Raw genomic sequence first — 15,137 nt, 5'->3', positions numbered from 1 at the left:
CTGATGGGCAGACAATCGGCCTTGTGGTCCGGGCCAGCAATGGCCTCAGGGGCCTCACCAGCTCAGGACAATAGACAGGCAAACAGCAGCAGCATCATACATAGACAATACCACGCACATCGCCTCTCCTGTGGGGCGCTGGCGCCCTAGCACGAGGACAAAGGCGAGGTGCAGTCTTATTGAGGAACAGCTCTATGTCCAGCGAGATTATTGCCAGGCAGCGCGTCGCCATGCAGGAGCGCGGGCTAGACGCACTGGTCATCGCCTCACCCGAGAATATTGCCTACACCGCCGATGTGGTGGTACCTTCGCAGACCATCGTACGCCATCGCCTGGTCTACTGCCTGGTACCGCTGCAGGGCGAGCCCGAAATGATCGTTGTTGACATCGAGGAGAGTTTCGTCAGAGGGACAGCCTCCATCGCCTCGGTTTTTGCTTACAACGAATTTACCGAAGACCCCACGCGCCTGCTCGCCGAGCGCTTACGCGCTGCTGGCCTGGCTCAGGGACGCATCGGCCTTGAGTTGACTGCCATTTCGCAGAAGAGCTATGCAACTCTATGTGAGGCCCTGCCACGGGCGACATTTGTGGCCAGCGATGCTCTCTTGAGCGAGCTGCGGATGATCAAGACGCCGGGCGAGCTGGCGAAGTTGCGCGCCGTTGGCAAGGCGGCGGAGCGTGCAGCTCGTCAGGCTTTCGAGCAGGCCCGCGCCGGGATGACGGAGATAGAACTAGGCCAGTTGATTACCGATGCCTATCTGGCCAATGGGGGAGATCGCTTGACAATGCTGGTGGTGGGAGCCGGTGAGCGCAGCGGCCTGGCCAATGCGGCGCCGACGCGTCGTCCTCTGCGCTACGGCGATCTCGTACGGATCGACGTCATCGGCACCGGCCAGCTCTACTACTCGGATGTGGCGCGGACGGCTGTTGTCGGGAAGGCCAGCGAGGAACAGTTACGGACCTGGGCGCATATGGTCGAGGCGCGCAAGGCCGCTCTTGACGGGATTCGCCCAGGCCAGAGTACGCGCGCCCTCTATCAGCACTATGCGGCCCAGATGGAGCGCTGGGGACTGCCTCCGATCAAGTTCCTCGGGCATGGCCTGGGTTTGACCCTCCATGAGGAGCCATATCTTGGTCCCTATACCGATATCACGCTGCAGCCGGGTATGGTGCTTTGCATCGAGCCGCTTTGCTGGTATCCCGACCGCTGGGGCGTACAGTACGAGGATGAGCTGATCGTGACTGAGGATGGCTACGAACTGATTACGGATCAGTACGATGCCTCACAGCTCTTCGTGATCCCCGCTTGAAAGGACGAGCTGATCGGTGAAGATTACAGGTTATCGCTGCTATTTGGTAACTCTGCCGCCGCGCCGGGTCCATAACTGGGCGAGTAAGATGGAGACTCCGATCGGGAGCCATCTCTTGCTGCGCCTGGAGACCGATGAGGGCCTGATCGGCTGGGGAGAGGCGCCGGCTATCGCGACCTGGGGCGGTGCCCACATGGCTTACTTCGGCGAGACGCCGCGTACGGTCCACCACATGATCGCCGACTACCTGTTCCCGGTCATCGTCGGTCACTCGCCGCTGGAGATCGGCCCACTGCATGCGGCAATGGACCGCGTGGTCAAGGGGCACCCCTATGCGAAAGCGGCGGTCGATATGGCGCTCTACGATCTGGCGGGTCAGGCCCTGGGAGTGCCGGTCTATCAATTGCTGGGCGGGGCCTACCGCGATCGTCTGCCGATCGCTCACAGCCTGGGCATTATGGACAACCGTCAGGCGGTCGCCGAGGCCGAGCGCGCTGTGGCTGAGGGCATACGCACCATTAAGGCTAAGACGGGTCTTGACCCTGCGCGCGATATCGAGTTGGTGCGTCTGCTGCGCGAAGCTCTGGGGCCAGAGGTGCAGATTCGGGTCGACGCCAACGAGGGCTACCGTTCGGTGAGCGAGGCGGTGCGGGTGACGCGCGCTATGCAGCCTTTTGATCTGGCCTTCACGGAGCAGCCGGTTGCAGATGTAGAGGCGCTGGCCCTGATCGCCCGTCAGGTGGCGGTGCCGGTAATGGCCGATGAGAGCGCCTGGACGCCGCAGGATATCCTGCGCATTCATGCTTTGCAGGCCGCAGAGCTGATCTCGCTCTATGTGACTAAGCCGGGCGGCCTCTTCCGTGCGCGCGAGGTGGCGACGGTGGCTGAGGCCGTTGGCCTGCGCTGCGATATCGGTGGCTCGATTGAGATGGGGGTGGGCAATGCGGCGAATCTGCATCTGGGAGCGGCGACGCGCATCGCTGAGCTAGCCAGTGTCTGCCCGGTCAGTCGCCCGGCGGAGGCTCTGGAGGGGCAGATTGCCGGCGTCTACTATCTCGACGATATTATCAGTGAGCCGTTGGTTTACGAGGATGGGGCGGTACTGGTGCCCCAGAGACCGGGCCTGGGCGTGCAAGTTGATGAGCGTAAGCTGATGAAATACGCTGTGGCGCTCTGACCTTCTGACGCGCTGTTTAGTCGGCCCGGCCTTTGCCGCTGGCGGTCCGGTTCCCCCAAGGCCGGGCCGGCTGTGGCGAGCAGGGGTTGGCCTGGCTCGCTGGCAAGGCCGAGAAAGTGTGAGAGAGTGCGTGAGCAGTCTGAAAGGAGCGCGTTCAGGATGGCAACGATTGCAGTGCTTGGCGGGGGCAATGGGGGCTTTGCCGCCGCTGCCCATCTTACCGTCCTCGGCGAGCGGGTCCATTTGTACAGTCGTTCAGCGGAGACATTGCACATGGCGCGTGAGCGCGGTGGCATCGCCTACAGTGGCGTTGCCGGCGAGGGTCTGGCTCCGGTAGCCTGTCTGACCAACGACCTGGCTGAGGCCGTGGCTGGGGCCGATCTGGTGATGCTTTGCGTGCCAGCCACGGCTTTCGCCGACCTGGCGCGGGACCTTGCGCCCTTGCTGGCTCAGGCTGGTGGGCCGCCTGTGCTGCTCAATCCCGGCAATACTGGCGGCAGCCTGGTCTTTCGCCGGTTGCTGAGGGAAGCCGGCTGCGCTGCTCCGCCGCCCATCGCTGAGACCAATACGCTGACCTATATCTGCCGCAAGCAGGGTGAGGGACAGGTCTACATCTCTTCTCTGGTGCAGCACGTGCGCCTTGCCACGCTGCCGGCCGCGGCAATCGAGCAGCTCTGGCCCCTGCTGAGCCGCCTCTACCCGTCGCTGCGACCTGTGGAGCATGTGCTCGTGACGGCCCTGAGCAATGTCAATGCGGTGCTGCACCCGCCGGGTATGGTGCTGAGCGCGGCCTGGATTGAGCACAGCGGCGGCGATTTTCGCTACTACTACGATGCCGGGACGCCGGCGGTGGCCCAGGTGATGGCTGATCTCGATGGTGAGCGCCTGGCAGTGGCGGCAGCCTGGGGCCTGACGCTGGAGCCATTCCCTCAGCTTTTCGCCGACCTTGGCTCGACTTCGCCGGAGGCAGGAGCCAGTGGCTCGTTTCTCCGCATGCTGCGCGAGAGCGTCCCGAACCAGTTCATTAGGGCGCCGGCCAGTTTGGACAGCCGCTATCTGCATGAGGATATTCCTTTTGGCCTGGTCCCGATGAGCGAGCTGGGGCGAGCCGTGGGAGTGGCGACGCCAGTGATGGACGCCTTGATTACGTTGGCCTCTTCCATCAGCCGACGCGATTACCGGGCCGAGGGCTGGACGTTGGCGCGTTTAGGTGTGCCTCCTGTGCGTGAAGCCGCCCTGGCTTTGTTGCGTTGAGGTGAGGGAAGCGGCAGGCTGGGAGCCGGAAAGCCAGGGGGCCGACGATGGTAGGGTTGGGTCGAGCGGGTCCCTGTCACAGGTTCGAGCAGAGTGCAATGCGTTGAATAAGGGATTGTCTGATAACTATGGAGCATCTGACGATGGGAGCCGCAGCAGGAGAGGAGCGACGTGATGAACAGCCGGCCCTGAGTGGGCTGCAGGTTGCTGTAATCGGGGGAGATGGGCGAGAGTTGGAGGTCCTGAAAGGGCTGTTGGCCGATGGGGCTACGGTGCGCGCCTGTGGCTGCCCTCCGGGGGCAGCGGAGATCATGGGACGCCCTCAGTGCCGGACACTGGCGGAGGCGATCGCCGGTAGCGATGTGATCATTGCGCCGGTGCCGGTAATTGCCCCGGATGGTAGCCTGTACGCGCCTGAGTGGCCGGAGCCGCTCTTTTTGGACGAGACGGCCCTGGCTTCGTCTCGGCCAGGGGCGCTTTTGCTGATTGGTACCAGTACGCCGCAGTTGAAGGTACTGGCGCAAGAGCGCGGTTTGCGCATTCAGGAGTATGGCGACGATGATGAGCTGATGATCCTGCGAGCGCCGACGATCGCCGAGGGGGCGATCGGTCTGACCATCGCCAATACAGAGGTGTCCATTCATGATGCACAGGTGCTGGTAGTCGGCTTCGGGCGCATTGGTTTTACGTTGACGCGCCTTTTGCTCAACATGGGCGCTCATGTGCGTGTGGCGGCGCGCAATCCAGTGCAACGGGCGCGGGCCTGGGAGTTGGGAGCGCGTCCGTTGCCGCTGGAGGAGCTGGCGACGGCGGTGGCCGACTGCGATATGGTCTTCAACACGGTGCCCGCTCTGGTGCTGACGCGCACAGTTCTGGAGCGGATGCGGCGCGATGTCTTTGTGCTGGATATTGCTTCGGCCCCAGGCGGCACGGATTTCGCCGCTGCTCACGAGCTGGGCATTAAGGCTTTGCTGGGGCGTGGTCTCGGTAGCCGGGCCCCACGGACCGCCGGGCGCAGTCAGTGGCAGGGGTTGCGCAAGTTGATATTGGCGGCGTTACCCAGCCTGCGACGAGGTGAGGGGCATGGCTGATTTGCTGCTGCGTCGGGCCCGCCTGGCCCTGGACCCGGCAAGCTGGTCTGCGCCTGTCGACTTGCTGATCCGCTCCGGTCAGATCGCCGCTCTGGCGCCTCATCTGACCGTCGCCGAGGCGGACATACCGACGCTTGATCTGGCCGGGCGCCTGGTGTTGCCGGGCCTGGTTGAGGGTCACATTCACCTCGATAAGGCGCTGACGCGCGATCGCGTTCTCAATCGCTCGGGCACCCTGGCTGAGGCGATCCGCTGCAATCTGGCGCTGTCGGCAAGCGTCAGCGAAGAGGATATTGTAGAGCGGGCGACGGCGACGGCTTTGTGGGCGCTACGCTGCGGCACAACGACTTTGCGTACACATGTCAATGTTGATCCGCAGATTGAGCTGCGTGGTCTGCATGCTCTGCTGCGGGTGCGCGAGCAGTTACGCTCGTTGCTGGATATCGAAATTGTTGCCTTGCCGAATCGCTTGCTGGGAGAGCCGGGACGGCGCGGGCGCGAGCTGTTGGCGGTGGCGCTGGAGGAGGGGGCTGATGCGCTTGGGGGAACGCCGCTGGTGGAAGAGGATCAGCGGGGCCTGATCGATGAGGTCTTTCGTTTGGCCCTGCGTTACGGTCGCCCGCTGGATTTGCATATTGATGAGTCGGAGTCGCCCGCCGATTTTGTGCTGCCCTATCTGGCGGAGCGCACGCTCCAGGAAGGGTACGAGGGGAGGGTGATCGCTGGTCATTGTTGCTCGCTGGCGGCCGTTGACGATGCCACGGCGATGCGCACTATCGAGCTGGTAGCGCGGGCGCGTATTGCGGTCGCCACTTTGCCAGCGACGAATCTCTATTTGCAAGGTCGCTGCGACCGTCAGCCGATTCGTCGAGGGATTACGCGTGTTAAGGAGCTGCTGGCGGCGGGGGTGACGGTCTTCTGCGGCTCGGATAATATCAAGGATATGTTTAACCCCTTTGGCAGCCCCGATTTGCTCCACATGGCGCAGTTGCTCGGTTACGTGGCGCAGATGGGGAGCCCCGAGGAACAGCGCTGGCTGCTGGAGAGCGTTACGACGCAGGCGGCGATAGCGCTGGGTCGGCATGCCGGGCTAGGGGTGGGCGAGCCTGCCGATCTGGTGGTGCTCGATTGTGAGCGCGGCGAGGATATTCTGTCGGATCTGCCGCCGCGTCTCTTTGTGATCAAGCGCGGGCGCATCGTCTGGTCGGCGTCAGGGATGGGCGTCGATCCGCTGGCGCAGGAGGCGCGTTGAGTTGGCCAGAATGCCCAGGTCGGGCAGCGACTGAGCCGCTGCGGCGACGATAGGCGGGAGCAGGCCCCAGACGGCCAGGCTCAGCCCGAGCAGGTTGTAGAGGAGGGTAAACGCCAGGTTGAGCCGGACAACGCGCATGGTACGTCGGGCGATCCGCACCAGTGCCGGTAGCAGGCGCCAGTCCTCACGCAGCAGCGCTACATGGGCTGCTTCTAGTGCGACATCTGTGCCTATTACGCCGAGTGCAATGCCGATGTCGGCCTGAGCCAGGGCCGGGGCGTCGTTGATGCCGTCTCCCACCATGATGACCGTCTGGCCCTGGGCCTGGTAGGTTTTGACGATTTGCAGCTTGTCCTCGGGTAGCAGGCGGGCGCGATAGCTGATTCCAAGCGGCTCGGCCAGGCTGGCAGCCGCCTTCTCATGGTCGCCAGTGAGCAATTCGATGCGCTTGAGACCAAGGGCCTGCAATTGGGCAAGGGCTTCTCTGACCTCGGGGCGCGGCGTATCGCTGGCGGCCAGAAGGCCGATCAGTTGCTCCTGACAGGTGACAAAGAGCAGGGTTCGACCGGCCGCGGTCAACTCCTGAGCCACTGGCGGCGGCTGGAGATCGGGCGGGAGCAGGCCGGCATTGCCAACGGCGACGCTCTGGCCATCGATGGTGGCCCGTACGCCCAGCCCGGGCAGTGCCTCAAAGGTCGTGGGGTCGCTTAAGGTCAGGCCTTCGTTGCGCGCCGCCTGTCGCACTGCTTCGGCAAGGGGGTGCTCCGAGTAGCGCTCGGCGCTGGCCGCCAGATAAAGCAGGTGCTGGCGCGCTATTCCCGCCAGTGGTATGACCTCGCAGATGGTTGGTTTGCCCGTGGTGACCGTGCCGGTTTTGTCGATGAGCAGGACGTCGGCCTGGGCCAGCAGTTCCAGATAGGCGCCGCCTTTGATCAGCAGGCCGTGCGCCGCGGCGGCGGTGATCGAGGCCAGCATGGCGATCGGTGTCGCCAGTGCCAGCGAGCAGGAGCAGGCAACGGCAAGCACTGCCGCCGCCGCCAGTGGGTCACGTCTCAGCAGGAGAGCCAGTAAGGCGACGGCCAGAACGATCGGTAGGAACCAGGCGGAGAAGCGATCGGCCAGGCGCTGGACGGGGGCGCGCTGAGCTTCGGCTCCTTCGACCAGCTCTACAATGCGGGCGAAGGTGGTGTCGCGGCCAGCGCGGGTGGCCCGAATGCGCAGGCTGCCGGCTTGCACGAGGCTGGCGGCAAACACCTGGCTGCCGGGCGCCGCTTCCAGGGGGAGGGCCTCGCCCGTGATGGCCGCCTGGTTGACCGTGGCCCGGCCAGCTATGACCTCGCCGTCGACGGGGATGGCCTCACCTGGACGCACGACGACGATGTCGCCTGGTGCCACGTCTTCGACAGCGATCATCTCTTCGGCCTCCGCTCCGCTCCCCTCCCGGACGACGCGCGCCTGCGGGGGTGCCAGGCTGGCCAGGCGTTTGAGGGCCTGGCGTGAGCGTTCGCTGGTCAGGCGCTCGCTATATTTGCCGACGTGCATGAAGAAGACTACAACGGCAGCCGTAGGCCACTGGCCGATGAGCAGGGCCGCCAGGACGCCGAGCGACATCAGTGTATGCGAGATCACGCGCCCGCGCCGGGCCGCCTGCAGTACATCCCAGAAGATGGGGGCTCCAGCTAGCAGGGTCAGGCCGACCCCAAGGGGCCAGTGCAGGCGTGCGGTGAGATGTTCGAGCAGGCCCAGCCATTCGCCAGCGATGATCAGCAACAGGGCAGCCCCGAAGAGGAGCGCGTAGAGCGTGAAGAGGGTACGCGTCAGGCGCTGCGGCTGCCGGGACCGCCCGGCTGAGCTTCTCTCTGGCTGGAGCAGGGGGCGAGCCTGGTAGCCAGCCTGTTCTACTGCCCGGCAGAGTGCTGGCAGGTCAATGCACTTGGGGTCGATCGTGAGCAGGGCTTTTTCGGCGGTCAGGAGGACGGTCACTTCGTGCACGCCCGGCAGAGCCTCTAGCGCTGCGCGCACATGGCCAGCGCACTCGGGGCAATCCATTCCTGTCACCAGCAGTTCGAGTCGGCGCCCTCTTGCTGGTTCCATCTGCTGTCTCCTTCGGTCCTTTGAAAGCAGTGCTCTCATCCGTCTCTTCTATAGATAGAAGCACAGCCCGGGCCGGTCAGGCAAGGCTTACTTGCAGCCCGGGATATCCCTGCCGCGATTCGCAGGCCGTCGCATTCGTCGCCGTTAGAACGCTTGGAAAGATGTTTGAGGAGAGAGAAAGCGTATGAAGAAGCTGATCGCCTTCCCCCTTGAGGATGGTGGGCAGGTTGTGATCGAGGTTGAGGAGCCGGAGCCGGAAGGGGGTGAGCGGGTACCGGTTGCGCGCCGCCTGGCGAGGCCAGAGCAGGCGTCGGAAACGCTTGAGAAGGCGCTGCAGAGGGTCTTGCCGGCCATTAAGGCTATTGCCCTGAAGCTGCACAGTCTGGATCTCAAGCCTGATGAGGTTGAAGTGGCCTTTGGTATCAAGCTCAGCGCCTCACTGGGTGCCATTCTGGCTGCTGCTGGCAGTGAGGCCAATTTTGATATTACTCTTCACTGGTACGGTAAAGATCGCCCGCTACGCTAGCAACGCTTTGAGGGCCGCAGGCACGGTGTAGCAGTTCCTGCGGCCCATTGACAGATTTACTGGCAGGCTGTATATTTGAAACCGAAACGCGTTTATCGATAGCGGCACTGAGCTGCCTGGAATGCCGAGCGGTCTTGATGCCAGTTTTTGAAGAAGCCTTTCGGCGCGCCATTGTCCGCATCCTCGTTTCGCTCGAGCATAAACATGTCTGCGGCGCCGGTTTTCTGATCGCTCCGCGCCTGGTTCTGACCTGCGCTCATGTGGTGAGCACAGCGCTGAATTCCAGGGAGCCAGCAAGGCTCAAGGACCATTTGGTGGCGCTTGATTTTCCTTTCCCTCGTGCCTCGCAGACGCTGCATGCGTCCATCCTCCACATCGATCTTGCTACAGAGCATGATCTGGCCATCCTTGAGTTGTGCGATCGGGCACCGGGGGAGATCCACCCTATGCCGCTGAAGCTGCTTGGTAGCTTCTGGGATCACCCTTACCGCGTGCTGGGTTTCAGCGATCGGTCAGGAGCAGGCGTTTGGGCTACTGGCCGTTTGCTGGCAGAGGATCAGACGGGCATGATCCATATGGCCAGCGCTTCCGGCTCCGAGGAGATCATTCAGGAAGGTTTCAGTGGTGCTCCTGTCTGGGACGAGCAAGAGGAGGCTGTGGTCGGGATGGTGAGCAGGGTCATTGCGTGGACCTCGCCGCCCTCTAGCCGTCCTCTGATGATGCCGCTGCGGCGCCTGTGCGAGAGCTGGCCACCTCTTGACAACTACATTGCTCGTCCGCCGGCCGCGCCTGTCATAGTGACGCAGGCCCCTGCAGAGCCTTTCATCGAGCAAGAGTGGCAGGCTGGTCAGCTTGTCACCATCGCCGGCGGCCAGTACTTGCTGACAGAGCGCCTGCGAGAAGAGAGAAGGGCCGATCCTCCAGCCCTGGAGCGCTGGTATTTGGCCCGCCCTTTTCCGCCGAAGCAGCGAGGAGGGGGCCGCGGGGTTCAGCGTGTGCTCATCAAACAGATTGTTCTTCGCCTCCCAGTGGCAGAGGGAAGGCGCTTAGTGCAACAATTGCGGGATGAGAGTAAGCTACTGAAGCGGCTTCCAGCGCATGCGATTTTCCCCGCTCTCCTGGTGGCCGAGAGCGGCTCTCAGAGCTTTACGCTCGTACAGCGCTATCCCCCGGGCCAGCCGTTAAGCCGCTGTTTCCCGGAGCAGGATCAGCCGGCAGACCTCTTTCGGGCGCGGGCGCTGTTGCGCGCATTGCCGCCTTTCTGCCGCCAACTGGCCGCTCTTCATCGGCTCGGAGTTGCCCATCGCTATCTCTGCGGCGAGAGCCTGATTGTGGAGCTACGCCAGCATGCCAGGCCTGTTCTGCGTCTGCGCGATCTTGGGCTGGTCACGCGCCCCGCCTGCCCCGGTGAGGGACCTGTAGGATACGCTGCTCCCGAGCAGCGCTCTGGCAGGTATAGGGTACCGGGAAGCGATCTCTACCAGCTTGGGGCCTTACTCTACCATCTGTTGACCGGCAAGAGGCCCAGTGCTTTCATGTACGAGCTTCCACCTCCCTCTAGCCTCCAGTCGCAGCTTCCCCAGGCGCTTGACCCCGTCTTGCTGCGCGCGCTTGAACAGGAGCCAGAACGGCGCTGGCCTGATCTGGAGGCTTTTGCCGCTGCGCTCGATGCTGTCTTGCAAGACTGGCATTTGCTAGCGGGGAGGTGCTAGCAAGGGCATGCAGGACAACAGCCTCTCACTCCGCATCATGGTGCTGGCGGTTGGCCGGCTCTCCCTGACCTTGCCCGAGCAGCGACGGCGCTATCCCGCCTGGCCCGCCAGTGTGGGACATCTTCAGCAGGAGCTGCAAGGCTCCTACCACACGATCCCCGTCCTGGTGCGCCATGACCAGACGCGCGGGCAGCCGTATCTTTTGCTCTGTACCAGGGCTTATGCCTTGAAGGTGGTTCCCTCGCCCAAAGGTGATGCGTATATAGTGCTGGGCATCCAGCCACTCGGTCATCGTGATCACGATGCCCTGGCTCGCGGTGAGGCACTGCTGCTGCAGATTGAACGGTGGCTGCTTGTCAATGAGCTGGCGGACATCCCGCGCGCGTGGCAGATCTGGCTGCGCAATGGCTATGAGCAGATCATCGCGGCTAGCCAGCAGCAGCGGGCAAGTGTCCGAGCTCAGCAGGCCGCGCTGGCCTCTCAGCAAGGCGAGCCTGCGACGATTACTCCGGCTCAGGAGGCGCTCCTGACAACTCTGGAGCGCACAATTCAGCTGATGCGCAAGGCAGAGAAGGCCAGCGAGCAGAGTAAACAGCCTGTCTTCTATAGTGCGGTCGAGCCTGCTGGTCAGGTTCGCTACAGCGGTCGCGATATCTATCGCTTCCGTTTGGCTGACCAAGCTCAGGCGGCTCAGTTAGAGCATGGTCTTTTTCTGGCGCTGGAAGAGCACCGGGAGCTACGCGGTCATGTGCAGGATGTCGAGGGCGATCACTTCATCGTGCATTTCGAGCGTGCCGTTGATCTCGATGATCTGCGTGCTCCCCAGGCTTTTGTCCCTCTCGGGAGCGAGGCGGCCTTTCGTGTCCAGCAAGAGGCCATCGAGTTGCTGCGTGCTGGCCAGGCAGAGAATCCGTTTCTGCTGGCGGTCCTGGCGGAAGATCGCTATCAGCCCTACCCGGAACCTGCGCCCAGGCCTTATCCGGGCCTCAATGCGGACCAGGCGCGCGCCTTTCGGCGGGCCTTTGCCGTGCGAGATTTGCTGCTGGTTCAGGGGCCGCCGGGGACAGGGAAGACGCATACGATCAGCGAGATTGTGCGCGAGTGCGCCCGCCGCGGCGAGCGTGTACTCGTGACGGCACGTACGCATAAGGCGGTCGATAATGTGCTTCAGGGCCTTCCCCGTGAGCTGGATATGCTGCGCGTCGGTCAGGAGCTGCTGGTTTCGCCGGAGGTGCGACCGCTGTTGATCGATGAACGCGCTCGCTCGCTGCAGGGCAGTTTGCTCAAGGCAACGGCGGAACTGCGCAAGGCTCTGGAAAGGCTGGTTGCCCACGCAGGAGAGATCGATCGCTTCGCGGCGCTGTGCCCTCAGCTTCAGGGGCAGCTCGCAGAGCTGAATGCCGCCTGTAGAACGGCCTGGTTGCGCTATAGCCAGGAGCGGCAGCGTCTACAGGCAGCGTTCAGCCAGGAGCGCGAGTCTCTCCAGCAGCGCTACGCCGCAAGCCGGGAGCAACAGAAGCAGATCCGTCGGCGCGGTGAGCGTCTGACTCGCAGGGCCGCCAGGGCCCGCAGCCGTCAGCATTGGCCGCTGCTGGGCGCTTTCTGGCGCTGGCGCCTGTCGCACTTGCAGCAGCGCTTTATAAAGCTGCAGCGAGCCTTTCAGGCAGCGACGGCACAGGAGCAGCAGCTCGCCTTTGATCTGGCTGTCCTTGAGAGGCGCTTTGATCGGCTTGAGCAGGATGAGCCGCTCTGCTCTTTGCGGCACCAGTATGAGCAGGCGGTGACCGCTTTGCAACGCGAGCAAAAGCGTGTCTCGGAATCGCTCAAGCGCTTCCAGAAGGAATTACAGGCGGTACTTCCGGCTCAGGAACTGCCCGCGCCGGCCAGTGATTATGCCTCGCTGCTGCAGTCGCTGCAAGACTTTGCGAGTCGCTGGCCCACTCGTCTGCGTCCACTCCTTACCCTCCGCCTGCGCCTGTTGCAGGATTGGCATGCTACGCTAGAGGTTCGCTATCAGGACCTCTATCCGTTGTTGCTGCGCATGGCCAATGTGATCGGGGCCACCTGTATCGGGTCGGCGACGGCGCGTATTCTCTCTGATGTGACCTTCGATCTGGTGCTTATCGATGAGGCGGGCCAGATCAGTCTTGCTGACCTGCTGGTCCCGCTGGTGCGTGGCAAGCGCGCGGTGCTGGTCGGGGATCATCAGCAATTGCCGCCGATGGTCGATCAGACGCTGCGTCAGCATCTGGCAGCCTTGAGCCAGCAGGCAGAGCCAGGCGAGGAGGAGAACGCTGGGGAAGCGCTGAGTGATATTGAAATGCTGCTCTCGAAGAGCATGTTTGAGCTGCTGGTTGAGCGCGTCGATGAGCAGCATTTTGTCTTGCTGACTGAGCAGTATCGCATGCCTGAGCGCATTGCTTGCTTTGTCTCGAAGCAGTTCTATGGCGGCAAGCTGCGGACCGCCGATCTCACGCGTTTGCGACGCGCTCGCTGCGAGAGCAATCCGCTTTTTCCTGCTCCTTTTACGCTGATCGATACAGCGGAGATGAAAAGTTCCGCTCGTAAGGAGAGCGGCCACTATTATAATGAGGCCGAGGCCCGCATCATCATTAAGCTGGTACAGCGGGCACAGCAGCGGGGCCGGGATTGGCGCATTATTGTGCCATACCAGGAGCAGGCCGCCTTTATTCGTCGATTATTGGAGCAGGTGGCAGGCGCATATGGTCTTGAGTTGCCGCAGATGCAGGCGCTGATCGCGACGGTCGATTCATTTCAGGGAGGTGAAAGCGATCTGGTGCTCTACAGCTTTACACGCAGTAATCCCCGCCACGCTGTTGGTTTTTTGCAAGAGCATCGGCGCCTGAATGTGGCGCTGACGCGGGCTCGTGAGCAGTTGATCCTCATTGGGGATTGCACGACGCTGCTGAATGCGACGAGTGGAGGCCGGCCCGCCGAGGATTTTCGCCGGTTGATGCGGGATCTACTGGAGCATGCTCGCAGCCAGGGAGAGTATCTGAGTTTCCAGGCCTATCGGGACCGGCTGGCACGTGGAGACGTGGTCTAGCGCCTCACGGTGGGAGGCCGTGCTATGGAGACGAAAGGGGAGCGTCTCAGGAGTCTTTTTATTTCTCCGAACCGTGTTGTTGAGACGGTGCAGGCTGTCAGGGGCCTGGTACCGCTGCGTCAGTTTCGCCTCTTGTTTCCGCTCTGGCGGGTGAGTATCAGTGGTCGCCAGTATGAGCGGCGCCCTTATGAGTTGCTGGAGCGTTTTTTTGAGCGGGCCATCGGCGAGGCGGAGCTGCGGACGGCGACGGAGCTGGAGCGCTTTTTTGGGCTGCCGCCAGCGGCAGTGACGAAGATGCTGACATTTCTACGGACGATGGGTCATGTCAGCGGCGATGATGAGCATCTGAGTCTGAGCGAGCTGGGACGGGCTTCGCTCCAGAGCGGGCAGTTTCTGCGTCCGTTGGAGAGTCAGCGCCTGCTCTATTTTGAAGCCTTCAATTCGCAGCCATTGCCACGGAGTTACTATGAGCATGAGTCATTGATCCTCTCTGAGGTGGAGGCGGCACGGTTGAGTGACCGCACGATTACGCGCCTCTATAGCGGTCCGCAGGGCTTGTACTTTGATCCTGACCGGCTGCGAGAACTGGCCCACCGTGCTGATCGGGAAGAATATAATTTGCCGTCTGAGCTGGAGCTAGGGACTCATCCGATCAGGCAGGTGGCGCGGGCGTATTTTCCGCTGACGGTGGTCGAGGCTCATGCTTATGATGAGGGGTATCGGCATGTTATGGAGAGGCGTTTTCTGGCGCTCTCTCCTGTTGCTGGTTATCGTGATCTCTTTTTCGAGCGCTTGATTGAGAGCCAGCCGGCGATCGCCTATGCGTTCCCTGAGCTGGATGAGAGGAAAGTCTGCGAGGCGATTGAGCGTTACGCTTCGCGCCAGGGGCTGCAGCTTCCACAGGAGGCGCAGATTATGCGCAGCGCCGCTGGTTTGTGGCAGCTTGTGCTCTCCCCCGACCTTTTCAAGGCGGCGAATGCAGAGCGGCAGGGACTGCGTGTGAGTGATGTGGGCAATGTGCGCCAGGAGGAGGGGTATTTTTTTCAGCTCTGGTGCGAGGAGAGGGAGCTGCGGTATCGCAGTGTTCTGGAACAGACGCTGCTCTTTGTCGAGCGCCAGCAGCGCAGGAGACAGGCGCTTTTCCGTGGGTCTATTCTTCAGGTTATGAGGCATGTCTGTCAGCGTCTGGCGGTGCCGGTGCCGGCGTGGTCGGAGCTGGAGGCGTTTGCGCGGGCGCAGGGGCGCGCGGATCTCCTAGAGGAGCTGGAAGCCTAAACTGTGTCTCTGGCACGTGCCGAGGGTGCTGGGGGATTGGTGGGGCGCTGGCCAGGCGGCGAGAAATTTCTTCCTGCTTTCTTTCTTTTAGTATCCTCGTTCGGGTCATCCCCTCTGTAACCGCAGCTAAGCGAGGCGCAATAGCCTCGCCCTCTGTTCCCTGCCTCATCCCCCGACCAGCACCAGGGCCCGCCTCCGCCAGGCCGGCGCCGCACTTGCCTCCTCCTCTAGCGCTCCCTCCTCTTCCACACCCCTTGCTTGCTTTCCTCTCTCTCTCCTCTTCTCCCTCCAGATCTTGACAACCCCTCTCCTCCTCCCTTATCTTATGGCCAGACTGCTCTTCGTCTATCTATCTATCTCTATCATCATCTTTCCCGGG

General features: G+C 62.6%; 10 protein-coding genes. 9 read left to right on the top strand and 1 reads right to left on the bottom strand.

Annotated features, from left to right (window positions below; translation table 11 throughout):
- Positions 1 to 194: 194 nt before the first annotated feature.
- The 5 genes from AC6H1L_RS20520 (at position 195) to AC6H1L_RS20500 (ending at position 6,084) form a co-directional block, all read left to right on the top strand.
- Complete coding sequence (locus tag AC6H1L_RS20520; protein ID WP_497599313.1) at positions 195 to 1,310, top strand: M24 family metallopeptidase; 1,116 nt, start codon at positions 195 to 197, stop codon at positions 1,308 to 1,310.
- 16 nt (positions 1,311 to 1,326) lie between these two features.
- Entirely contained in the window at positions 1,327 to 2,487 is a 1,161-nt protein-coding gene (locus tag AC6H1L_RS20515; protein WP_497599312.1) for a mandelate racemase/muconate lactonizing enzyme family protein, read from the top strand.
- A 159-nt stretch (positions 2,488 to 2,646) separates the two neighbouring features.
- Positions 2,647 to 3,741, top strand: coding sequence for an NAD/NADP octopine/nopaline dehydrogenase family protein (locus AC6H1L_RS20510; protein WP_497599311.1), 1,095 nt, complete (start codon positions 2,647 to 2,649; stop codon positions 3,739 to 3,741).
- 128 nt (positions 3,742 to 3,869) lie between these two features.
- Positions 3,870 to 4,832, top strand: a complete 963-nt coding sequence (gene dpsA, locus AC6H1L_RS20505) for a dipicolinate synthase subunit DpsA (protein WP_497599310.1) — start codon at positions 3,870 to 3,872, stop codon at positions 4,830 to 4,832.
- Entirely contained in the window at positions 4,825 to 6,084 is a 1,260-nt protein-coding gene (locus tag AC6H1L_RS20500; protein ID WP_497599309.1) for an amidohydrolase family protein, read from the top strand. The genes dpsA and AC6H1L_RS20500 overlap by 8 nt, the downstream gene beginning before the upstream one ends.
- Here the strand turns inward: AC6H1L_RS20500 and AC6H1L_RS20495 are convergent.
- Complete coding sequence (locus AC6H1L_RS20495) at positions 6,043 to 8,178, bottom strand: heavy metal translocating P-type ATPase (RefSeq protein WP_497599308.1); 2,136 nt, start codon at positions 8,176 to 8,178, stop codon at positions 6,043 to 6,045. The two genes, AC6H1L_RS20500 and AC6H1L_RS20495, sit on opposite strands and share 42 nt — an antisense overlap.
- Positions 8,179 to 8,362: 184 nt before the next feature.
- Here AC6H1L_RS20495 and AC6H1L_RS20490 point away from each other — a divergent pair, with 184 nt between their 5' ends.
- The 4 genes from AC6H1L_RS20490 to AC6H1L_RS20475 all read left to right on the top strand — a co-directional run bounded on the left by AC6H1L_RS20490 (position 8,363) and on the right by AC6H1L_RS20475 (position 14,758).
- Positions 8,363 to 8,704 carry a CU044_2847 family protein gene (locus AC6H1L_RS20490; RefSeq protein ID WP_497599307.1) on the top strand — a complete coding sequence of 114 codons (342 nt, stop codon included), beginning with the start codon at positions 8,363 to 8,365 and terminating at the stop codon, positions 8,702 to 8,704.
- Between the two features lie 137 nt (positions 8,705 to 8,841).
- The gene (locus AC6H1L_RS20485; RefSeq protein WP_497599306.1) at positions 8,842 to 10,416 is read left to right on the top strand and encodes a trypsin-like peptidase domain-containing protein; all 1,575 of its coding nucleotides are present in this window, start codon (positions 8,842 to 8,844) and stop codon (positions 10,414 to 10,416) included.
- 7 nt (positions 10,417 to 10,423) lie between these two features.
- Positions 10,424 to 13,483, top strand: a complete 3,060-nt coding sequence (locus AC6H1L_RS20480) for a DEAD/DEAH box helicase (RefSeq protein WP_497599305.1) — start codon at positions 10,424 to 10,426, stop codon at positions 13,481 to 13,483.
- Between the two features lie 24 nt (positions 13,484 to 13,507).
- A complete protein-coding gene (locus AC6H1L_RS20475; RefSeq protein ID WP_497599304.1) occupies positions 13,508 to 14,758 on the top strand; it encodes a hypothetical protein in 1,251 nt (416 codons plus the stop codon).
- Positions 14,759 to 15,137 lie beyond the last annotated feature (379 nt).

The organism is Thermogemmatispora argillosa, assembly GCF_059696725.1.
The sequence above is the reverse complement of the archived record's forward strand: the minus strand, read 5'-3'. Positions and strand labels throughout refer to the sequence as shown.